A 20,186-nucleotide genomic window follows, 5' to 3' on the forward strand; every position below is an offset into this window, starting at 1 on the left:
TTGAAGGCGTTCAAGTACCTCGTTAGAGTACACAAATAACGCGGCGGACGCGCAGTTTATATGTTTTTTTAAACATATAAATTGGCTGTGATCCAGCCGCCACATAAGCCCCCGTTGACGGGGTCATGCAACACAGGAGGAGACCGACGTGCACCTGCGCGAGGCAAAATCCGATCTGGCATCCAGCGGTGGGGCACGGGGCGGCAAGCTGGCCCTGGACGCCGCCCAGGCATCCACCACCCCGGCCATCGCGGCCACGGCCCGTATCCTTGCCCGGCTGCAAGACCAGCCCGGCCCGCTGCTCCCGGTGCTGCACGCGGTCCAGCACGAACTGGGCTGTATTCCGGCCGAGGCGGTGCAAACCATCGCCGAGGCCCTGAACCTTTCCCGCGCCGAAGTCCACGGCGTCATCACGTTCTACCCCCATTTCCGCACCGAGCCGGCCGCGCGCCACACGCTCGAGGTCTGCCGAGCCGAGGCCTGTCAGTCCATGGGCGGCGAACGCCTGGCCGCCCACGCGCGCACCGCGCTGGGCTGTGACTTCCACGGCAGCACGCCTGACGGCAACTTCACGCTGGAGCCGGTGTATTGCCTGGGCCTGTGCGCGCAGTCGCCCGCCGTCATGATCGACGGCCAGCCGCACGCCCGCGTTACCGAAGCCAAGCTCGACCGCCTGCTGGCCCGCACGCTGGAGGACACGCCATGAGCGCCCCCGTCGTCATCTACGTGCCGCGCGACGCCGCGGCGCTGGCCATGGACGCCGATATCGTGGCCCGTGAGGTCGAACGCATCGCCGACCAGCGCGGCCTGTCCGTGCAGGTGGTGCGCAACGGCTCGCGCGGCCTGCTGTGGCTGGAACCCCTGGTTGAAATCGCCACGCCGCAAGGCCGCATCGCCTACGGTCCGGTGCAGCCGGAAAACGTCGCGTCGCTGTTCGACGCCGGTTGGCTGACGGGCGGCGAACATGCGCTGCGCCTGGGATTGACCGAGGAAATCCCCTATCTCAAGCATCAAGAGCGCCTGACGTTCGCCCGCGTCGGCGTGATCGATCCGCTGTCCTTGCAGGACTACGCCGCGCATGGCGGGCTGCAGGGCCTGAAGCGCGCGCTGGCCATGGCGCCCGCCCAGATCGTCGACGAAATGGTGGAATCCGGTCTGCGCGGCCGCGGCGGCGCGGCGTTTCCCACCGGCATCAAGTGGAAGACCGTGGCGGGCACGCCCGGCGACACCAAGTACATCGTCTGCAACGCCGACGAAGGCGACTCCGGCACCTTTGCCGACCGCCTGCTGATGGAAGGCGATCCGTACGTCCTGATCGAAGGCATGACGATCGCGGGCCTGGCGGTCGGCGCGACCTACGGCTACATCTACGTCCGGTCCGAATACCCGCACGCCATCGCCACGCTCGAAGCGGCCATCGAACGCGCCCGCAGCGTCGGCTGGCTGGGCGACGACGTCCATGGCAGCGGCCGCCGCTTCGACCTGGAAGTACGCAAGGGCGCCGGCGCCTACATCTGCGGCGAAGAGACCTCGCTGCTGGAAAGCCTGGAGGGCAAGCGCGGCGTCGTGCGCGCCAAACCGCCGCTGCCCGCCATCTCGGGCCTGTTCGGCAAGCCCACCGTCATCAACAACGTCATCTCGCTGGCCACCGTGCCGATCATCCTGGCCAAAGGCGCGGCGTACTACCGCGACTACGGCGTGGGCCGCTCGCACGGTACGCTGCCGTTCCAGCTTGCCGGCAACCTCAAGCACGGCGGGCTGGTGGAAAAGGCCTTTGGGTTGACCCTGCGCGATCTGCTGTATGAATTCGGCGGTGGCAGCGCGTCGGGCAGGCCGCTGCGCGCGGTGCAGGTGGGCGGCCCGCTGGGCGCCTATCTGCCCGAATCGCAATGGGACGTGCCGCTGGATTACGAGGCCTACATCCAGATCTCGGCCATGATCGGCCATGGCGGTCTGGTGGCGTTCGACGACACCGTGGACATGGCGCGCATGGCGCGCTACGCCATGGAGTTCTGTGCCATCGAGTCCTGTGGCAAGTGCACGCCCTGCCGCATTGGCTCCACGCGCGGCATGGAAACCATCGACAAGATCGCAGGCGGCAACCAAAGCCGCGAACAGCGCGAGCAGCAGGTGCATCTGCTGCGCGACCTGTGCGACACGATGCTTGGCGGTTCGCTGTGCGCGCTGGGGGGCATGGCGCCCTACCCGGTGCTGTCCGCGCTGAACCATTTTCCGCAGGACTTCGGCATCGAGTCCTCCCAGTCTGCCGCCCACGTGGCCTGAACCCGAGACCGCCATGCTAGAAACCGTCATCAAGCGCGATCGCGACATGGGCACGCCGGCGCGCGTGTCCGAAAAGACCGTCACCCTGACCATCGACGGCCAGGAGATCACCGTCCCCGAAGGCACGTCGCTGATGCGCGCGGCCGCGGACGCCGGCATCAACATCCCCAAGCTCTGCGCGACCGACAGCCTTGAACCCTTCGGATCATGCCGCCTGTGCCTGGTGCAGATCGAAGGCCGCCGCGGCTATCCGGCGTCCTGTACGACGCCCGCCGAGAATGGCATGGTGGTCTTTACCGAAACCCCCAAGCTGCACGATCTGCGGCGCGGCGTGATGGAACTGTACATCTCGGACCATCCGCTCGATTGCCTGACCTGTCCGGCCAACGGCGACTGCGAACTGCAGGACATGGCGGGCGTGGTGGGCCTGCGCAACGTGCGTTACGGCTACGACGGCGCCAACCACCTGAAGGCCGAAAAAGACGAATCCAACCCGTACTTCACCTTCGACGCGTCCAAGTGCATCGTCTGCAACCGCTGCGTGCGCGCCTGCGAGGAAACCCAGGGCACGTTCGCGCTGACGATCTCCGGCAAGGGGTTCGATTCGCACGTGTCGGCCGGCCAGGACCAGCCCTTCCTCGATAGCGAATGCGTGTCCTGCGGCGCCTGCGTGCAGGCCTGCCCCACGTCTACCCTGCAGGAAAAGACCGTCATCATGATGGGCCAGGCCGAGCACTCGGTCGTGACCACCTGCGCCTACTGCGGCGTGGGCTGCGGCTTCAAGGCCGAGATGAAGGGCCAGGAAGTCGTGCGCATGGTCCCCTGGAAGGACGGCCAGGCCAATCGCGGCCATTCCTGCGTGAAGGGGCGGTTTGCCTGGGGTTACACCACGCACAAGGAACGCGTGCTCAAGCCCATGATCCGCAAGCACATCACGGATTCCTGGAAGGAAGTGTCCTGGGACGAGGCCATCAACTACGCGGCCTCTGAGTTCCGCCGCATTCAGAGCCAGTACGGGCGCGATGCCGTGGGCGGCATCACGTCCTCGCGCTGCACCAACGAAGAAACCTGGCTGGTGCAAAAGCTGGTGCGCGCCGCCTTCGGCACCAACAACGTCGACACCTGCGCACGCGTGTGTCATTCACCCACCGGCTACGGCCTGAAGCAGACGCTGGGCGAATCGGCCGGCACGCAGACCTTTGACTCCGTCATGCACACCGACGTGGTCATCGTCATGGGCGCCAATCCCAGCAGCGGCCACCCCGTGTTCGCATCGCGCCTGAAGCGCCGGCTGCGCGAAGGCGCGCGGCTGATCGTCATCGACCCGCGCCGCATCGAGCTGGTCAGCTCGCCGCACATCAAGGCCGACTTCCACCTGCAGGTGCGGCCCGGCACCAACACCGCGCTGCTGTCCTCACTGGCGCACGTCATCGCCACCGAGGGCCTGATCGCCGAGGACTTCGTGGCCGAGCGCTGCGAGGAAAAGGCATTCCGCGAATGGCGCGACTTCGTCTCGCTGCCCGAGAACTCGCCGGAAGCCATGGAAGAAATCACCGGCGTGCCGGCGCAGGCCGTGCGCGGCGCGGCGCGCCTGTTTGCCACCGGCGGAAATGGTTCCATCTATTACGGCCTGGGCGTCACCGAGCACAGCCAGGGCTCGACCACCGTCATGGCGATCGCCAACCTGGCCATGGCCACCGGCAACATCGGCCGCGAAGGCGTGGGCGTCAACCCGTTGCGCGGCCAGAACAACGTGCAGGGGTCGTGCGACATGGGCTCGTTCCCGCACGAACTGCCCGGCTACCGCCACATCTCCGACAACACCGTGCGCGCGCAATTCGAAAAGGACTGGGGCGTCACGCTGCAGCCCGAGCCCGGCCTGCGCATCCCCAACATGTTCGAGGCCGCGCTGGGCGGGTCGTTCAAGGGCCTGTACTGCCAGGGCGAGGACATCGTGCAGTCCGATCCCAACACGCAGCACGTGGCGGCATCGCTGGCGGCGATGGAGTGCATCGTGGTGCAGGACCTGTTCCTGAACGAGACCGCCAAGTACGCCCACGTCTTCCTGCCGGGCTCCTCGTTCCTGGAAAAGGACGGCACCTTCACCAACGCCGAGCGCCGCATCTCACGCGTGCGCAAGGTCATGGAGCCCAAGAACGGCAAGTCCGATTGGGAAGTGACGGTGGCGCTGTCCAACGCGCTGGGCTACCCCATGAACTACAAGCACCCGCGCGAGATCATGGAAGAAATCGCGCGGCTCACGCCCACATTCGCCAGCGTCACGTATGACAAGCTCGACAAGCTGGGCAGCCTGCAATGGCCGTGCAACGACGACGCGCCGGACGGCACGCCCATCATGCACATCGACCAGTTCGTGCGCGGCAAGGGCCGTTTCATGATCACCAAGTACGTGCCTACCGATGAACGCAGCACGCGCCGCTTCCCGTTGCTGTTGACCACGGGCCGCATCCTGTCGCAATACAACGTGGGCGCGCAGACCCGCCGCACGCCCAACGTGATGTGGCATGGCGAGGACGTGCTGGAAATCCATCCGCAGGACGCCGAAGACCGGGGCGTGGCCGAGGGAGACTGGGTCGGCATCCAGAGCCGCGCCGGCGAGACCGTGCTGCGTGCCACGCTGACCGACCGTGTGCAGCCGGGCGTGGTATACACCACGTTCCACTTTCCCGAGTCCGGCGCCAACGTCGTCACCACCGACAGCTCCGACTGGGCGACCAACTGCCCCGAGTACAAGGTCACGGCCGTGCAGGTGACGCGCGTGTCGCAGCCTTCGGAATGGCAGCGGCAATGGTCGCGATTTGCGGATATCCAGCAAAAGCTCCTGCGCGAACGCTCACGCGAGACCGAGGCGGCGCTGACCGGGAAGTAACCGACAGCCAGCACGCCAGGGATCCCATGCCTACGCCGACCACCGCCCGCCCCGACTGCACGCCGACCGAGGTCATCCGCGTGCGATCGGGGGCCATCGCCCCCGACGCCGAGACCGACTACGTGGCCGAGGAAACCCCGGTGGCGCTGGAATACAACGGCATCAGCCACGCCACCATGCTGGCCACACCGGCAGACCTGGAAGACTTTGCCGTGGGGTTCTCGCTGTCCGAAGGCATCGTCGGCAGCGTCAGCGACGTGCGCGGCATCGATCTGCTGCCGCAATGCGGCGGCATCGTCGTGCAACTGGAGATTTCGTCCGCCTGTGAAATGCGCCTGAAAACGCGGCGCCGCGCCATGGCCGGACGCACCGGCTGCGGCCTGTGCGGCGTCGAAACCCTGCCCGAAGTGCTGCGGCCGGTGGCCCCGGTGACCAACGGCGCACCCGTGCGCATCGAGGCCGTGCTGGCCGCCATGCGCGACATGCGTGCGCGCCAGACGCTGCACGACATCACCGGCGCCACGCACGCCGCCGGCTGGGCGGGCGCCGACGGCGCCGTGGCCCTGGTGCGCGAAGACGTGGGGCGCCACAACGCGCTGGACAAGCTGGCCGGCGCCCTGGCGCGGCAGGCGGTCAACGGCAGCGACGGCATCGTCGTGGTATCCAGCCGCGCCAGCTTCGAGATGGTGCAGAAGACCGCAGCCGCCGGCGTCGCCGTGCTGGCCTCGGTCTCCGCCCCCACCGCCCTGGCCATCCGCCTGGCCACCGACGCCAACGTGACGCTGCTGGGCTTCACGCGCGATGGCGACGCCACCATCTATACCCACCCCGAACGCATCCTCACCTGAACCGGACGCCAGATAGCAATGGAAATCGTCAACCTGATCCGCATGGCCAACCGCATCGGCCAGTTCTTCGACGCCATGCCGGACCGGCCCGAGGCGCTGGAAGGCGTCACCAATCACATCCAGAAGTTTTGGGAGCCCCGCATGCGCAACGAATTGCTGGACTTTCTGGCGCGCAGCCCCGACGGGGATGCCGGCGAGGAACAACTGCATCCGCTGGTGCTGCAGGCGGTCACCCAACATCGCAAGCGCCTTACCCCGCTTGCGCGCGTCGCATAGCGCACCCGGGCCGCCTCATGACGGCCCACCCCGAAGTGGCAGGACAGCAACAGATCCATAAAAGAGGCGGCGTCACCGGGCTTTTCCGGCCGACGCACGCTATAAAGCCGCACCCCTGAGGAGACATCATGGAAAGTAGCGCCACCCTGGACCTACCCGGCTCAAGACCGGGTTTTTTCGACAAAGAACGCACTATCGCGGGGCCGGGCTTCTCGCGCTGGCTGGTGCCGCCGGCCGCCCTGGCCATCCACCTGTGCATCGGCATGGCCTATGGCTTTTCCGTGTTCTGGCTGCCGTTGTCCAAGGTGGTGGGCGGCGCGAAACCCCTGGCCTGCCCGCCCGACATGAGCCTCGCGGCAGAGCTCTTCACCACGAGCTGTGACTGGAAGATCTCGACGATGGGGTGGATGTACACCCTGTTCTTCGTGCTGCTGGGGTGTTCCGCCGCGCTGTGGGGCGGCTGGCTGGAACGCGCCGGCCCGCGCAAGGCCGGCGTCGTGTCGGCGCTGTGCTGGTGCGGCGGCCTGGTCATTTCGGCTATCGGCATCTACCTGCACCAGATGTGGATGCTGTGGCTGGGGTCGGGCGTGATCGGGGGCATCGGGCTGGGGCTGGGATACATCTCGCCGGTCAGCACACTGATCAAATGGTTTCCGGACCGCCGCGGCATGGCGACGGGCATGGCCATCATGGGCTTTGGCGGCGGCGCCATGATTGGCGCGCCGCTGGCCGACCTGCTGATGCGCCACTTCGCGACACCAACCTCGCCCGGCGTCTGGCAGACCTTTCTGACGATGGCGCTCGTGTACTTCATCTTCATGATGTCGGGCGCCCTGGGCTACCGCGTGCCGCCCACCGGCTGGAAGCCCGCCGGCTGGACGCCGCCCGCCAAGCAGGTCAACAACGTCATGATCACGCAGCGCCACGTCCACGTGAAACGCGTCTGGGGCGTGCCGCAGTTCTGGCTGGTCTGGTGGGCGCTGTGCCTGAACGTCACCGCGGGCATCGGCATTCTCGGGATGGCGTCGCCGCTGCTGCAGGAGGTGTTTGGCGGCGGACTGATCGACAAGCCTGAACTGGGTTTCGGCCAGCTCGACAAGGACCAGCTCGCGGCCATCGCCGCCATTGCCGCCGGCTTCACCGGCCTGCTCAGCCTCTTCAACATCGGCGGCCGCTTCTTCTGGGCCAGCCTGTCGGACAAGCTGGGCCGCAAGATGACGTACTTCGTCTTCTTCGTGCTGGGTTTCTTCCTGTACGCCGCCATTCCCTGGACCGCGCACATCGGCGCCCTGGCGCTTTTCGTGGCGGCCTTCTGCGTCATCCTGTCGATGTACGGCGGGGGCTTTGCCACCGTGCCGGCCTACCTGGCCGACCTGTTTGGCACCCAGATGGTGGGCGCCATCCACGGCCGGTTGCTGACCGCGTGGTCGGCGGCAGGCATTTTCGGCCCGGTCCTCGTCAACTACATTCGCGAGTACCAGTTGTCCATCGGCGTGCCGCGCGCCCAGGTGTATGACATCACCATGTACATCCTGGCCGGCATGCTGGTCGTGGGATTCCTGTGCAACCTGGCCATCCGTCCGGTCAACGCCAAGTACTTCATGACCGACGAGGAACTGGCCAAGGAAAAGGCGCTGGCGCACGAGCGCGCCGTCGCCTCCGAAACCCACGGCGTGGGCAGGTCCAGCTTCCGCACGCCGCCCGCGCTGATCGTCTTTGCGTGGGCCTGCGTCGGCATCCCGCTGGCCTGGGGCATCTGGATCACGCTGCAAAAGGCCGTCGTCCTGTTCCACTGACCCCACAATGCCGCGGCGCCGCAAGCGCCGCGCGCCAGTCCCAGGGCGCGAAGCTGCTACATTGGCAGCCCGCGCCCTTATCTTTTATGTGCCACACCCATGATCCTGCCCTTCCCCCTTTTTCCCACCGGAGCGACATCTTGAACGCGCCTGAACTGCACTGGGAAGAAAACGGCGTCGCCCGCTCGGCCCGCTGGCACTCGGAAACCGGCGCCACGCCGCCCAAGCGCGTCATCGTTGCCGACGACACCTTGACCGCCGACATGGCCTACCGCCACGCCTGCGAAGGCGTCGGCCTGCTGTGGCGCGGCGATTTCCAGAACGCGCGCCAGCTGTTGCAGGCCATCACGCGCCGCGTCGACAAGCGTCCGCGCAAACCGGTGGAAACCCAACTTGAGGCCTTCAACCAGCATCGTCAAGTCCAGTCGCAGCGCGCCCGCATCCTGGGCATGCTGCTGATTCCCTTCGACGCCGGCCACACCATCCCCTTGCGCCGCGCGCCTGACGCGCATCTGGCCTGCGAAGCCGCGAACGTGCCGGGCGATACGCCCTACGTCGCGTCGCTGCGCGAACTGCTGGGCCTGATCGGCGCCTACGAATGGCGCAAAAAGGGCGTTGAAATTGCCGCCCTGAACAACCGCATCCACCCGCACTACGGCGTGTTTTCGCCGGTGCGCGGCGAATATGTGGATCTGATCGCCAACACCCCGATGCCGCGCGGCAGCGTGGCCTTTGATATCGGCACGGGCACCGGCGTGCTCGCAGCGGTCATCGCCCGCCGCGGCGGCAAGCGCGTCATCGCCACCGACACGGATCCGCGCGCCATCGCCTGCGCGCGCGAGAACCTGGAACGTCTGGGCTTGTCGGGACAGGTGGACGTCGAACAGACGGATCTGTTCCCCGACGGCCGCGTGTCGCTGATCGTCTGCAACCCGCCGTGGCTGCCGGCACGGCCCAGCTCGCCGCTGGAACATGCCGTGTACGACCCGGACAGCCGCATGCTGCGCGGGTTTCTGAATGGATTGAAGGATCATCTGACGCCGAACGGCGAAGGATGGTTGATTCTTTCGGACCTGGCCGAGCACCTGGGCTTGCGCACGCGCGAACAGTTGCTGGAAATGATCGAGGCCGCTGGACTGCGCGTGATCGAAAAGCTGGATACGCGGCCGGTACACGGCAAGGCGCGGGACGCGAATGATCCCCTGTATGCGGCGCGGTCGAAGGAAATGACGTCGCTGTGGAGATTGGGCGCAACCGGCGTCTGACGGTCCGCGGCACGTTCTGACGCGGGACCGGACGGGCGCGCGAGCCATCACCGGGCCCGCGCGCCGCGTCAATTCAAGACATGCCGCGTCAACTGAAGACGTGCAGCGCGCCCAGCGCCAGGATCAGCGCGGGGGGCATCACCACAATGCCCAACCGCAGAAAGCTCAGCGCGCTGATATGCATCCCTTCGCGGCGCACGGCCAGCAGCCACAGCAAGGTGGCGAGCGAACCGCTTACCGACAGATTGGGCCCCAGGTCGATCCCGATCAGCAGCGCGGCGGTCGTGGCGCTGGACAGGTCGGCCATGCGGGCCAGCGTCCCCGCCATCAGCCCGGCCGGCAGATTGTTGATGACGTTGCCCGACAGCGCGGCGCCCACGCCGCCGGCCCACAACGCGGCGTCGGCGGACAAGCCCCGCATCAGATTTGCCAGATCCTGCAGCACGCCGCTGGCGGCCATGCCTTCGACCAGCACGAACAATCCGGCCACCAGGGGCAGCACGCCCCACGCAACGCCCTTGATGAGACGCAGCGGGCCCGACCGCGTAACCGCCAGCACCAGCGCCGCCGACACGCAGCCGGCGATCAGCGTCGGCAGACCCAGACGATGACCCAGCGCCGACGTGATGAGCAGCGTCCCGGCGGTGATGGCCACGCCCAGCGCGGCCATGCGCAGCGGCCACGTCATGGGCGGCAACGGCGGCGAGGCCTTCAACGGTTGCCGCAGATCATCGCGAAACACCAGCCGCAACGTGACGTACGTGGAGCCGATGGCCAAGACGGACGGCAGCGCAAAGTGCGCCAGCCACGGCCCCAGCGCGGGCATGCGGTCGCCAAACACCACCAGGTTGGCGGGATTGGAGATCGGCAGGACGAAGCTGGCCGCGTTGGCGATGAAGGCGCAGACATACAGGTAAGGCAACGGCGGCGCGCCGACCACGCGCGCCACCGCATAGACGGCGGGCGTCAGCACGACCGCAGTCGCATCGTTGGACAGCAGCACCGTGACCACCGTGCCTACCAGGAACACCAGATCGAACAGCCGCCGCGCCGACCCGGCCGCGTGATCGGCCGCAGCCACCGCGACCCAGTCGAACAGGCCCGCCTGTCGGGCGACCTCGGCCACCAGCATCATGCCGATCAGGAACAGGTAGACGTCGGTGCCCTCGAGGATGGCGCTGCCGGCCTGCGCGGCAGGCAGCAATCCCAGCGCCACCAGCGCGACTGCGCCGGTCGTGGCCCACACGTATTCAGGCAACCGCCACGGACGAAAGAGGATGGCCATGGTGGTCGCGGCGGCAATCAACCAGATCACGGCATTGGATAGCGACATGCGTTCAGAGGACGGTCAAGGAAGGGAAGAAGACGCCGATGCCGCGCGCGCCGTGGCGGCGCCGCGCGTCTCCGGCAACACCAGCAAGGTCACGCAGGCCAGCGCAGCAATGCCGGCAAGCGCAAGAAACGCTGCACTGTAACCCGCGTGCTGCACAATCAGGCCGGCGAGCCCGTTGCTGAGCGATGCGCCAATACCGAACACCGTGGTGACGGCGCCCAGGCTCGCATTGAACCGGCCGGTGCCCTGCGTCAGGTCCAGCACCATCAGCGGCAGCACTGCGCCGAAGATGCCCGCGCCGATGCCGTCGAGCAGCTGCACGCCCACCAGCCACGCCGTATCGTCGGAGAACGTGTAGAGCACGCCGCGCAACGGCAGGATGAGGAAACCGATCAGCAGCAGCGGCTTGCGCCCCCACTGGTCCGCATACCGCCCCACTGCCATCGCCGCGGGAATCATCACGAACTGCGCCGCGACGATGCAGGCGGCGGTGAGCGGCGTGGCCAGCGCAGGGTTTGCCAGGGCAAGCTTTTGCCCGACCAGCGGCAGCATGGCCGCATTGGCCAGGTGAAACAGCGCGCAACTCACGGCCAGCAGCACGAGCGGCCGGTTGGACAGCAACTGGCGCAGCGGCACGGGCTGCGCGTGCGCGGCGGAATCGTGGCCAGCTTCCAGGCCGCGCGCCTTATCCGGATCGATATGCGCGGGAAGGCGCATCGTCGCAGCCACGCTGGCCAGCGCCATCGCCGCCATCAGGTAGAACACCGCGACCGGACCCCACACGTACGCGAGGCCGCCCGCCAGCAGCGCTGCCACCCCGTTGCCCGCGTGGTTGAACGACTCGTTGCGCGCGATGCGTTCCGTGAAGACGTGCGCAGTGGTCAGCCCGAGGGTGATGCCTGCAATGGCGGGCGCGAACACCGACGATGCGACGCCCGCCACCGCCTGCGTCAGCGTGACCCACGCGAGGTTCGGGCTGGCCAGGACCGCCATGCATGCGACCGTCACGAGCACGGCGGCAGCGATCAGGAGCGCGCGCTTGTTCGATGCGCGGTCCACCAGCGCGCCCGCGGGTGTCTGGGCCGCCAGCGCAGCCAGCCCGGATATCGTCATGACGAGCCCGATGCTGTCGGGGCGCCAATGATGGACGGCAAGCAGGTAGATGGCGAGATACGGGCCAAGTCCGTCCCGCACATCGGCCACGAAGAAGTTCAGCCAATCGAGAGGACGCGTCGCGGGCGATGGAGAGTGCAAGGCAGACGTGGAGAGCGTGGATATCGATCGGTGCCGCGCGCCAGGCGTGTGCCCGCGAGCGAATGGCGCATCTTAGATCACATCGTTTCGGGCGTCAGCGACATTGCGCTACAGCGGCCGGCGTTCAACGCCCTGTCAGATTCAGCGGCGCAATGCCGCACTATGCCGCGTTATGTGGCGGCCAGTTGCGCCCCGCGCCTGACCTCGCTCGGCGGCTGGCCATACGCGCGCAGGAACGCCCGCCGCATGCGGTTGCGGTCCGCGAAGCCGGTATCCCGCGCCACGATGTCCAGCGAATGCCGCCCTTCTTCCAGCATTGCGCGGGCCGCTTCCAGCCGCAGCAGCTCCACCATCTTCGCGGGCGAATGCCCCGTCTCTTCGCGGAACACCCGGCTGAACTGCCGTGGCGACAGGCTGGCTGCGTCGGCCAGTTCCTCGACCGTCAGCGGATTGCGCAGATGCTCCTTGGCGTAGACCAGCGCCCGCTGAACCCGGTCAGAGCGCGGCTCCAGTTCCAGCAAGGCGGAAAACTGCGATTGCCCCCCCGGCCGGCGGTGATAGACCACGAGCCGCCGCGCAACGTCGCGGGCCAGCGCCGCGCCGTGGTCGTCTTCGATCAGGGCAAGGGCCAGATCGATGGCGGCCGACATGCCGGCGGACGTCCAGATGTTGCCGTCGCGCACGAAGATGCGGTCGGGCTCGACACGCACCTCGGGAAAGCGTTCCTGCAGGCTGCGCGCGTGCGCCCAGTGCGTGGTGGCGGTGCGGCCGTTCAAGAGACCTGCCTGCGCAAGGACGAACGCGCCCGTGCAGACGCCCGCGACGCGGCGCGCTTCGGTGGCGGCGCGCGCCACGTAGCGGGCAAGGCCGGGCGAGATCGGCCCCGGCAACAGTTCGCCCGCCACGATCAGCGTGTCGGGCATGACGCCCAGGGCGACCGTCTCGATGCCGGCGTTCATGGTGGACCGGATGAGGCCGCCGCCTTCCGACAAGATGGTGACGCGGTAACCGTCGCGGTCCAGCGCGATGTTCGCGAACTCGAAGGCCGCGAGCGCGGCAAGGCCCATGACCTGGAAACCGTCTTCGAGAATGAGGCCGATCTGGCGCATGTTCAAACCCGTGTCTGTAAATGACTGATATAGGCTATTCAAGCCACACGGCATTCGTCAATGAACATCGATACCTTATGTCCTAAAACGACGCTTTATTGACATTTGAGCCACAACCGAACTGCCTCATAGTGACCACACCGCAACCCACCGAGGCACCGACATGCAACTGACGCAAAACACCATCTTCATCACCGGCGGCACTTCCGGCATCGGCCGCGCGCTGGCCGTCGCTTTTCACAACCTGGGCAACAAAGTCATCATTGCCGGCCGCCGGCAGGCACTGCTGGACGAGATCGCCGCGGCGCATCCGGGTATCGAAGGTATTCAGCTCGATATCTCGGATGCTCAGGATATCGACCGCGTCGCCAAGACCTTGATCGCCAAATACCCGACGCTGAACGTGCTGATCAACAACGCGGGCATCATGCCGTTCGATGATCCCTCGTCCACGGTCGACGACGCCGTGTCGCAGCAGATCCTGGAAACGAACCTGCTGGGACCGATCCGCCTCACATCCGCCCTCATCCAGCATCTGAAGGCGCAACCGCGCGCGACGATCATCCACAACACGTCGATGCTCGCCTACGTGCCGATCGCCACCAACGCGGTGTACTCGGCGGCCAAGGCCGCCCTGCATTCGTACGCGCTGTCGCAACGATTCATGCTGCGCGACACCAATGTGACGGTGCAGGAGATCGCGCCGCCGTGGGTCGACACGGACCTGATCAAGAAGAGCGGCGATCCGCGGGCCATGCCGCTGGACGCCTTCATCGCCGAGACGATGCAGAAGCTGGCGAGCGATGCGCCCGAAGTGCTCGTCGACGCCATTCGCGATCTGCGCGACAACCCCGGTTCGAATGAGCATGCCTTCGTGCACGCGTTCAATCAAAGCCTGGTCGACAATCCGATTCCGGTCTGAGGCCGCGCAAGGCGCGCCGCCGGGATTTCCCCCTACGCCCGCCCCGCCGCCACATTCACGCTGATCGCGATGATGAAGACATTGAAGAAGAACGCGATGACGCCATGCGTCATCGCCATCCGCCGCAGCCGCCGGTTGACGATCTGCACGTCCGACACCTGGAACGTCATGCCCAGCACCAGCGAGAAATACGCGAAGTCCCAATAGTCGGGGTCGTCCGTGCCGGGAAAATCCAGGCCCTTGTGCATGGCGTTTTTATGGCCGTAGTACCCGTGGGCGTAGTGCAGCGCGAAGATCATGTTCATGTAGAGCCACGACAGCACGATGGTCGCGGCGGCGGCCAGCGTGTCCACCAGCGCGCCGACGCTGCTCCGCGCGTGCAGTTCGACCCACAGCGCGACGAGCACCATGCAGGACAGCGCGACGCTGCTCCACAGGACGCCGGTGCGGCCGACGTCGTGCTGGCGGGCGTGCAGGCGCATGGAAGCGGCGTTGGTGCGGCCGAACACGCGCACGGTAAGGATCAGGAAGACCAGCGCCCCGGCGTCAAAGCCAAGCAGGATGGCGAGGCTGGGCGGGAGACCGGCGGCGTATAGCGCGCCCGCGACGACGAGCAGCATGCCGGCGCATAACATCAGACGGCGATGAGCATCGAAGAACGGCAGCGGCTCGGCGTTCGACGCCGCGCCGGCATCGCCGGGCGTCTCTTGCCCGGCACGGTCATCCGGGGCATCGCTGCCCCGGGCGCTTTTATCTGAAGCTTTTTCCTCTTTAAGCGGCTGCATGGCGGGCTCCTGTCCGCAGCGCGCCCCCCCGGGCACATTGCACGCGCCGGGCTTGCGCAGGCCCCTACGCTAACTGATGCCGAGCAAACCGGCCAGCGCCCCGGCAAACAGCAGCCACAGTGGATGGATCCGGGTGACGCTGCCCAGGATCGCCACGATGGCCGTAATGGCGCCGAGCAGCCACGTGTGCACGGAGGCTTCGGTAATAAGCGAGGCGCTGGCAGCGACCAATCCAACCGTCATCGGGAAGAGGCCCGCCTGGATGACGCCGCGCCACGGGCGGTCCTTGAACTTTTCCCACAGGCCCAGCGCAATGACCGTGATGATGGACGACGGGCCGAACTTGGCGATGGTCGTGGCAAGCACGCCCGGCAGGCCCGCGACGTGCCAGCCGACCAGCGTGACGACCATCAGGTTGGGACCCGGTGCGGCCTGACCCAGCGCGAAGAGCGCGGAAAAGTCGGCGGCCGTCATCCAGCCATGCACTTGCACGACCTGACGCTGCATCTCCGGCAGGATGGTGTTGCCGCCGCCGAAGGCCAGCACGGACAGCTCGGTAAAGATCAGGACGAGCGCAACGAGGGTATGGATCATCGGCGTTGCCTCCACACCATCAGGATGCTGAGCGGCGTCAGGACCGCCATGGTCGGCAGCAGCGGAATGCGCAGCACGGCGATCGCAATGAAACAGGCGGTGGCGACCACGCCTGCCAGCCAGTCGCGGCGCTTGATGACCGGCAGGCCAATCTTCACCGCCATCGAGATCAGCAATCCGGCCGCGGCAGCGGCCAGGCCGGCGAACAGGTGCTGGATGTCGGGATCGTCCTGGAAGCGGTCATAGACCATGCCCAGCATGATGACGATGATGGACGGCGCCAGGATCAGGCCCATCAGCGCGGCAAAGGCGCCGCGCGGGCCGCGGAATTTCATGCCCAGGGCGACGGACAGGTTGATGATGTTGCCGCCCGGCAGGAACTGGCACAGGCCCAGCAGTTCGGTGAATTCGGCGCCGGTCAGCCAGCGGTGTTTTTCGACGACCATGCGCCGGGCCAGGGGCAAGGCGCCGCCGAAGGCGGTCAGGCCCAGCACGAGGAAACCGTAGAACAACTGGCCGCACGTGGGGGGAGGCCGTACGCCGGCCTCATCGAGGGGAAGTGCTGCATTCATCATTTTTGCGGCCGGCGCAACGCCGGCAATGGGGGCTGGCGCGGTAACCGCGCCATAGGTGAGTAACGAGCTTGCAGCCTACTCCTCGCCCTAGTTAATGTCTAATATATGACAAGTTCAAAACTCATATCGAACACATATGGCAAGCGTAGATCTGCGGCTCCTGCGTTATTTCCTGGCGGTCGCCGAGGAATCCCACCTGACCAAGGCCGCCGCCCGGCTGGGGATCCGCCAGCCCCCACTTAGCCAGCAGATCCGGGTGCTGGAGGCCGAGCTGGGGGTGACCCTGTTCCACCGCCTGCCGCGCGGCATGGAGCTGACGGAAAGCGGCCGCGCGCTGCTGGATGACGCGCGCAACATCATCGCGATGGTGGACCAGGCCGTGGATGGCGTGCGGCGGGTATCGCAGGGCGAGGCGGGCCGCTTGACGGTGGGATTCACGGGGTCGGCGGCGTTTCATCCGTTCGTGCCGTCGGTCATCCGGCGCTTCCGCGAAAGCGCGCCCCATGTGCATCTGGTGCTGGAAGAAAGCAGCACCGGTGAATTGCGCGAGGCGGTGGCCGAAGGGCGCATTGATGTCGCCTTCATCCGCGGCGCGCACGCGGACCCGGGCGTGCAGATGGAAACCGTGCTCGAGGAAGCCATGCTGGCGGCCTTTCCGGCAGACCACCCCGCCGTCAAGGGCCGCACGCGCAAGCGCATCGCGCTGTCGGAACTGGCGGACGAATCGCTGATCCTGTACCGGCGTCACAGCGGTCCGGGCCTGTACGACGCGATCATTACCGCCTGCAGCGCCGAAGGCTTCAGCCCGCGCGTCACGCAGGAAGCGCCGCGCATGTTGTCCACGCTGAGTTTTGTTGCCGCGGGGCTGGGCGTGTCGCTGGTGCCGGCGTCGCTGCGCCGCGTGAACATCGAAGGCGTGGTGTACGTCAGCGTGACGCATCCGGCGGCGCTGCGCGCGCCGCTGAACCTGATCTGGCGCGACGCGCCGCTGTCGGGCGCCGCGCGCAAGCTGATCGACGAGGCGCGGCGGCAGCGGGACGCATCGCTTGCGACGTAGCGCCGCCAAACCCCGCCAGCAGAACGCCGGTAAGCCCCGGCGCTACACTTGCCGCCACCGCATCCTGCATAGACCAGCGCCTTTCCATGCTTTCCGAATCTCCCATCGGCGTATACGACTCGGGCGTCGGCGGCCTGAGCGTCTTGCGCGCGATCCGCGACGCGCTGCCCCATGAGCCCCTGCTCTACGTGGCCGACTCCGCGCATGTGCCCTACGGGGAAAAGACCCAGGCGTTCGTCGAGCGCCGCGCCTGCGCCATCGCCGACTATTTCGTGTCGCAAGGCGCCCGCGCCATGGTGGTGGCCTGCAACACCGCCACCGCCGCCGCGATCGCGCTGCTGCGCAAGCGCCATCCCGAACTCATCATCATCGGCGTCGAACCCGCCATCAAACCGGCCGCGCACCTGACGCATTCGGGCGTGGTGGGCGTCTTTGCCACGACCGGGACGCTGGCCAGCCCCAAGTTCGCCGCGCTCGTGCGGCGCGAGGCGCCCGAGGTCCGCATCCTGCTGCGGCCCTGCCCGGAGTGGGTGCGGTTGGTGGAACAAGGCGTGGTGTCCGGCCCCGAAGCCGCCGACGCCGTGCGCGCGCCGGTGGCCGAGTTGCGCGAGGCCGGCGCGGACGTGCTGGTGCTGGGCTGCACGCACTTTCCCTTTCTGCGCGACGCCATCCAGGACGCGGCCGGCCCGGGCGTGCCGCTATTGGAAACAGGCGCGCCGGTTGCGCGCTGGCTGCGCCACCAACTGCAGGAACGCGGCATGCTGGTTGAGCACGGTCCTGGCGGCCTGCACTTGCAGACCACCGGCGAAGCCTCCGCGCTGGCGCAGCTGGCAAGCCAGCTACTGGGCACGTCCATGACGGCGGACACGGTGCCCGACGCGTGGCGGGGAACATCGCCCGCTTGATCTGACGCGTCGCCGGGGCGGCGCCGGCGGGGCGAATGTGGGATACAGTGGAACGCACGCCCCCCCTACGGCCAGCAAGGAGACGCCCATGAAACGCATCCTGATTCCCGTCGACGGTTCGGAACCCGCCCTGAACGCGGTCAAAGCGCTGCTCGACGCCCGCCGCTACGATCCCGTCGAACGCGTGGACCTGCTGACAGTCCAGATTCCCTTGAAGGCCGGCGCGTTCGGCAGCGGCCTGTCGCAGGAAGAGATCGACGCCTATCACCAGGAGGAAGGCGAGGCCGCGGTTGAGGCCGCCCGCGCACTGCTGACGCAGGCCGGCGTGCCGTTCGAGACCCACATCCAGGCCGGCGCAGCAGCCGAGACGATCGCGCGCCTGGCCGAAGAAACCGGCGCAAATGAAATCTTCATGGGAACGCGGGGCCTGGGTTCCGTGTCGGCGCTTTTCATGGGGTCGGTTGCCACGGGCGTGCTGTCCCTGACCGAACTGCCGGTCACGCTGGTCAAGTAAGGAGCCGCCATGCTGAATATCCTTGTTCCCGTCGACGGCTCCGAAAACGCCGACCGCGCCGTCGTGTACGCCCGCCGCCTGGCGCAGGGCGCGCAGTCCGCGCGCATCCACCTCATCAACATCCAGACGCCGCCGCGCGGGCGCGCCGGGGTGTCGCGCCTGATCACGCAGGACATGATCAATGACTTCTATGCCCGCGAAGGCCGCGAAGCGTCCGAGGAGGCGCGCCGGCAGCTGGACTCGGCTGGCGTGGACTACGTCAGTCATGTGGTATTCGGCAACGCTCCCGCGGAAATCGCGGGTTATGCGCAGGATCACGGCTGCGCGCGCATCGTCATGGGCACGCGCGGCAACGGCAAGCTGACCAACATCCTGATCGGGTCGGTGGCCAATCAGGTCGTGCAATTGGCGCATGTGCCGGTCACGCTGGTGAAGTAGGCGCGCATCATGCATGCCCTGCGTATCGTGCCGGCGGCCGCCCTGACGTTGACGCTGCTCAGCGCCTGCGGCGAGGTCGCCAAGCTGCCTGTCGAAGCGGGCATGGGGCCTGATCCCCAACTGCCGCCGCCCAACACCACGCTCATTCCCACGGTGAACACGGCCAAGGCCGTGGGCTGGCAAGCCGGCGCGCAGCCGGCTCCCGCCGCCGGCCTGGCCGTGACCGCCTACGCCAGCGGACTGGACCACCCGCGCTGGCTGTACGTGCTGCCCAACGGCGATGTGCTGGTTGCCGAAACCAATGCGCCGCCCAAGCCCGAGGACGCGCCGGGCGGCATCAAAGAATGGGCCGCGGGGCTGGTGATGAAGCGAGCCGGCGCCAAGACCGTCAGCGCAAACCGCATCACACTCTTGCGCGATGCCGACCACGACGGCATCGCCGAAACGCGAACCATCCTGCTGGAAGGACTGAATTCGCCGTTCGGCATGGCCCTCGTCGGCAATCACCTTTACATTGCGAACGCCGATGCGGTCGTGCGCTTTCCCTTTACGCCGGGGCAGACGCACATCACCGTCCCCCCCGAGAAAGTCACCGACCTGCCGGCGGGCTTGAACCATCACTGGACCAAGAACCTCATCGCCAGCCCGGACGGGTCGCGGCTGTACGTGTCCGTCGGATCGAACAGCAACGTGGGCGAGAACGGCATGGACATCGAGGAAGGCCGCGCCGCCATCTGGGAGCTGGACGTGGCCAGCGGGCAAAAGCGCCTCTTTGCCACGGGGCTGCGCAACCCGGTCGGCATGGCGTGGGGGCCGGACGGCAAGACGCTGTGGACGGCGGTCAACGAACGCGACGAACTAGGCAGCGACCTCGTGCCGGACTACATGACGTCGGTGCGCGACGGCGGCTTCTATGGCTGGCCGTACAGCTATTTCGGCCAGCACGTCGATACGCGCGTGACGCCGCCACGGCCCGATCTGGTGGCGCGGGCGATCGTGCCCGACTATGCGCTGGGTCCGCACACCGCCTCGCTGGGCCTGGCGTGGTCGGGCGGGTCCAAGCTGCCGGCGCCCTTTGTCCACGGCATGTTCGTCGGCCAGCACGGCTCATGGAACCGCGATCCGCGCAGCGGCTACAAGGTGATCTTCGTGCCGTTCGACCAGAACCAGCCCGCGGGACCGGCGCTGGACGTGCTGACCGGATTTCTCAACGACGCGGGCCAGGCGCAGGGCCGCCCGGTCGGCGTGGCCATCGACGCGCAGGGCAGCCTGCTGGTGGCGGACGACGTGGGTAACGTGATCTGGCGCGTGGCGCCCAAACCGTAGGCGCTGGCGCCCCCTC

19 protein-coding genes are annotated in these 20,186 nt (G+C 67.2%); 13 read left to right on the forward strand and 6 right to left on the reverse strand.

Going from position 1 to position 20,186, the window contains the following annotated elements; genetic code table 11:
• Nucleotides 1-148 precede the first annotated feature (148 nt).
• From AC6LJW_RS18140 to AC6LJW_RS18170, 7 genes are all read left to right on the forward strand, one after another.
• The gene (locus AC6LJW_RS18140; protein WP_056571757.1) at nucleotides 149-706 is read left to right on the forward strand and encodes a formate dehydrogenase subunit gamma; all 558 of its coding nucleotides are present in this window, start codon (nucleotides 149-151) and stop codon (nucleotides 704-706) included.
• On the forward strand, nucleotides 703-2,283 hold the full coding sequence (locus AC6LJW_RS18145; protein ID WP_056571759.1) for a formate dehydrogenase beta subunit: 1,581 nt from the start codon (nucleotides 703-705) through the stop codon (nucleotides 2,281-2,283). Before AC6LJW_RS18140 ends, AC6LJW_RS18145 begins: the two co-directional genes overlap by 4 nt.
• Before the next feature lie 13 nt (nucleotides 2,284-2,296).
• The gene (gene fdhF, locus AC6LJW_RS18150; RefSeq protein ID WP_427987656.1) at nucleotides 2,297-5,173 is read left to right on the forward strand and encodes a formate dehydrogenase subunit alpha; all 2,877 of its coding nucleotides are present in this window, start codon (nucleotides 2,297-2,299) and stop codon (nucleotides 5,171-5,173) included.
• A 26-nt stretch (nucleotides 5,174-5,199) separates the two neighbouring features.
• The gene (fdhD, locus tag AC6LJW_RS18155; protein WP_056571765.1) at nucleotides 5,200-6,021 is read left to right on the forward strand and encodes a formate dehydrogenase accessory sulfurtransferase FdhD; all 822 of its coding nucleotides are present in this window, start codon (nucleotides 5,200-5,202) and stop codon (nucleotides 6,019-6,021) included.
• An 18-nt stretch (nucleotides 6,022-6,039) separates the two neighbouring features.
• Nucleotides 6,040-6,297 carry a formate dehydrogenase subunit delta gene (locus AC6LJW_RS18160; protein ID WP_056571767.1) on the forward strand — a complete coding sequence of 86 codons (258 nt, stop codon included), beginning with the start codon at nucleotides 6,040-6,042 and terminating at the stop codon, nucleotides 6,295-6,297.
• Between the two features lie 128 nt (nucleotides 6,298-6,425).
• A complete protein-coding gene (locus AC6LJW_RS18165) occupies nucleotides 6,426-8,093 on the forward strand; it encodes an OFA family MFS transporter (protein WP_056571770.1) in 1,668 nt (555 codons plus the stop codon).
• A gap of 140 nt (nucleotides 8,094-8,233) precedes the next feature.
• Nucleotides 8,234-9,358, forward strand: a complete 1,125-nt coding sequence (locus AC6LJW_RS18170) for a methyltransferase (protein WP_498087916.1) — start codon at nucleotides 8,234-8,236, stop codon at nucleotides 9,356-9,358.
• Nucleotides 9,359-9,446: 88 nt separating this feature from the next.
• Here the strand turns inward: AC6LJW_RS18170 and AC6LJW_RS18175 are convergent, their stop codons facing one another.
• The 3 genes from AC6LJW_RS18175 to AC6LJW_RS18185 all read right to left on the reverse strand — a co-directional run bounded on the left by AC6LJW_RS18175 (nucleotide 9,447) and on the right by AC6LJW_RS18185 (nucleotide 13,054).
• Nucleotides 9,447-10,691, reverse strand: a complete 1,245-nt coding sequence (locus tag AC6LJW_RS18175; RefSeq protein ID WP_498087917.1) for an arsenic transporter — start codon at nucleotides 10,689-10,691, stop codon at nucleotides 9,447-9,449.
• Between the two features lie 15 nt (nucleotides 10,692-10,706).
• Nucleotides 10,707-11,945: an MFS transporter gene (locus AC6LJW_RS18180; RefSeq protein ID WP_498087918.1), complete on the reverse strand. Its 1,239-nt coding sequence runs from the start codon at nucleotides 11,943-11,945 to the stop codon at nucleotides 10,707-10,709.
• Between the two features lie 170 nt (nucleotides 11,946-12,115).
• The gene (locus AC6LJW_RS18185; protein ID WP_056571923.1) at nucleotides 12,116-13,054 is read right to left on the reverse strand and encodes a GlxA family transcriptional regulator; all 939 of its coding nucleotides are present in this window, start codon (nucleotides 13,052-13,054) and stop codon (nucleotides 12,116-12,118) included.
• A 163-nt stretch (nucleotides 13,055-13,217) separates the two neighbouring features.
• Here AC6LJW_RS18185 and AC6LJW_RS18190 point away from each other — a divergent pair, with 163 nt between their 5' ends.
• A complete protein-coding gene (locus AC6LJW_RS18190; RefSeq protein ID WP_427987651.1) occupies nucleotides 13,218-13,976 on the forward strand; it encodes an SDR family oxidoreductase in 759 nt (252 codons plus the stop codon).
• Between the two features lie 32 nt (nucleotides 13,977-14,008).
• Here AC6LJW_RS18190 and AC6LJW_RS18195 read toward each other — a convergent pair whose 3' ends face one another.
• The 3 genes from AC6LJW_RS18195 to AC6LJW_RS18205 form a co-directional block, all read right to left on the reverse strand.
• Nucleotides 14,009-14,761 carry a DUF1345 domain-containing protein gene (locus AC6LJW_RS18195; RefSeq protein WP_427987649.1) on the reverse strand — a complete coding sequence of 251 codons (753 nt, stop codon included), beginning with the start codon at nucleotides 14,759-14,761 and terminating at the stop codon, nucleotides 14,009-14,011.
• A 69-nt stretch (nucleotides 14,762-14,830) separates the two neighbouring features.
• Nucleotides 14,831-15,355, reverse strand: a complete 525-nt coding sequence (locus tag AC6LJW_RS18200) for a chromate transporter (RefSeq protein ID WP_498087919.1) — start codon at nucleotides 15,353-15,355, stop codon at nucleotides 14,831-14,833.
• Nucleotides 15,352-15,930, reverse strand: coding sequence for a chromate transporter (locus AC6LJW_RS18205; RefSeq protein ID WP_082579082.1), 579 nt, complete (start codon nucleotides 15,928-15,930; stop codon nucleotides 15,352-15,354). Before AC6LJW_RS18205 ends, AC6LJW_RS18200 begins: the two co-directional genes overlap by 4 nt.
• A gap of 136 nt (nucleotides 15,931-16,066) precedes the next feature.
• Here AC6LJW_RS18205 and AC6LJW_RS18210 point away from each other — a divergent pair, with 136 nt between their 5' ends.
• From AC6LJW_RS18210 to AC6LJW_RS18230, 5 genes are all read left to right on the forward strand, one after another.
• Nucleotides 16,067-16,987 carry a LysR family transcriptional regulator gene (locus tag AC6LJW_RS18210; RefSeq protein ID WP_427987645.1) on the forward strand — a complete coding sequence of 307 codons (921 nt, stop codon included), beginning with the start codon at nucleotides 16,067-16,069 and terminating at the stop codon, nucleotides 16,985-16,987.
• A gap of 86 nt (nucleotides 16,988-17,073) precedes the next feature.
• The gene (gene murI, locus AC6LJW_RS18215; RefSeq protein WP_498087920.1) at nucleotides 17,074-17,892 is read left to right on the forward strand and encodes a glutamate racemase; all 819 of its coding nucleotides are present in this window, start codon (nucleotides 17,074-17,076) and stop codon (nucleotides 17,890-17,892) included.
• Nucleotides 17,893-17,980: 88 nt separating this feature from the next.
• Complete coding sequence (locus AC6LJW_RS18220; RefSeq protein WP_498087921.1) at nucleotides 17,981-18,406, forward strand: universal stress protein; 426 nt, start codon at nucleotides 17,981-17,983, stop codon at nucleotides 18,404-18,406.
• A gap of 9 nt (nucleotides 18,407-18,415) precedes the next feature.
• Nucleotides 18,416-18,844, forward strand: coding sequence for a universal stress protein (locus tag AC6LJW_RS18225; RefSeq protein ID WP_056571798.1), 429 nt, complete (start codon nucleotides 18,416-18,418; stop codon nucleotides 18,842-18,844).
• A 9-nt stretch (nucleotides 18,845-18,853) separates the two neighbouring features.
• Nucleotides 18,854-20,170 carry a PQQ-dependent sugar dehydrogenase gene (locus tag AC6LJW_RS18230; protein WP_056571801.1) on the forward strand — a complete coding sequence of 439 codons (1,317 nt, stop codon included), beginning with the start codon at nucleotides 18,854-18,856 and terminating at the stop codon, nucleotides 20,168-20,170.
• Nucleotides 20,171-20,186: the final 16 nt, after the last annotated feature.

The organism is Achromobacter sp. 1012554356, assembly GCF_059760815.1.

Bases quoted from the DNA above. Each gene is read 5' to 3' on its own strand.
- AC6LJW_RS18220 (WP_498087921.1), top strand. From the start codon at position 17,981: ATGAAACGCATCCTGATTCCCGTCGACGGTTCGGAACCCGCCCTGAAC.
- fdhD (WP_056571765.1), top strand. From the start codon at position 5,200: ATGCCTACGCCGACCACCGCCCGCCCCGACTGCACGCCGACCGAGGTC.
- AC6LJW_RS18160 (WP_056571767.1), top strand. From the start codon at position 6,040: ATGGAAATCGTCAACCTGATCCGCATGGCCAACCGCATCGGCCAGTTC.
- AC6LJW_RS18205 (WP_082579082.1), bottom strand. From the start codon at position 15,930: ATGATGAATGCAGCACTTCCCCTCGATGAGGCCGGCGTACGGCCTCCC.
- AC6LJW_RS18210 (WP_427987645.1), top strand. From the start codon at position 16,067: ATGGCAAGCGTAGATCTGCGGCTCCTGCGTTATTTCCTGGCGGTCGCC.
- murI (WP_498087920.1), top strand. From the start codon at position 17,074: ATGCTTTCCGAATCTCCCATCGGCGTATACGACTCGGGCGTCGGCGGC.
- AC6LJW_RS18175 (WP_498087917.1), bottom strand. From the start codon at position 10,691: ATGTCGCTATCCAATGCCGTGATCTGGTTGATTGCCGCCGCGACCACC.
- AC6LJW_RS18190 (WP_427987651.1), top strand. From the start codon at position 13,218: ATGCAACTGACGCAAAACACCATCTTCATCACCGGCGGCACTTCCGGC.
- fdhF (WP_427987656.1), top strand. From the start codon at position 2,297: ATGCTAGAAACCGTCATCAAGCGCGATCGCGACATGGGCACGCCGGCG.
- AC6LJW_RS18145 (WP_056571759.1), top strand. From the start codon at position 703: ATGAGCGCCCCCGTCGTCATCTACGTGCCGCGCGACGCCGCGGCGCTG.
- AC6LJW_RS18225 (WP_056571798.1), top strand. From the start codon at position 18,416: ATGCTGAATATCCTTGTTCCCGTCGACGGCTCCGAAAACGCCGACCGC.
- AC6LJW_RS18200 (WP_498087919.1), bottom strand. From the start codon at position 15,355: ATGATCCATACCCTCGTTGCGCTCGTCCTGATCTTTACCGAGCTGTCC.
- AC6LJW_RS18230 (WP_056571801.1), top strand. From the start codon at position 18,854: ATGCATGCCCTGCGTATCGTGCCGGCGGCCGCCCTGACGTTGACGCTG.
- AC6LJW_RS18185 (WP_056571923.1), bottom strand. From the start codon at position 13,054: ATGCGCCAGATCGGCCTCATTCTCGAAGACGGTTTCCAGGTCATGGGC.
- AC6LJW_RS18195 (WP_427987649.1), bottom strand. From the start codon at position 14,761: ATGCAGCCGCTTAAAGAGGAAAAAGCTTCAGATAAAAGCGCCCGGGGC.
- AC6LJW_RS18165 (WP_056571770.1), top strand. From the start codon at position 6,426: ATGGAAAGTAGCGCCACCCTGGACCTACCCGGCTCAAGACCGGGTTTT.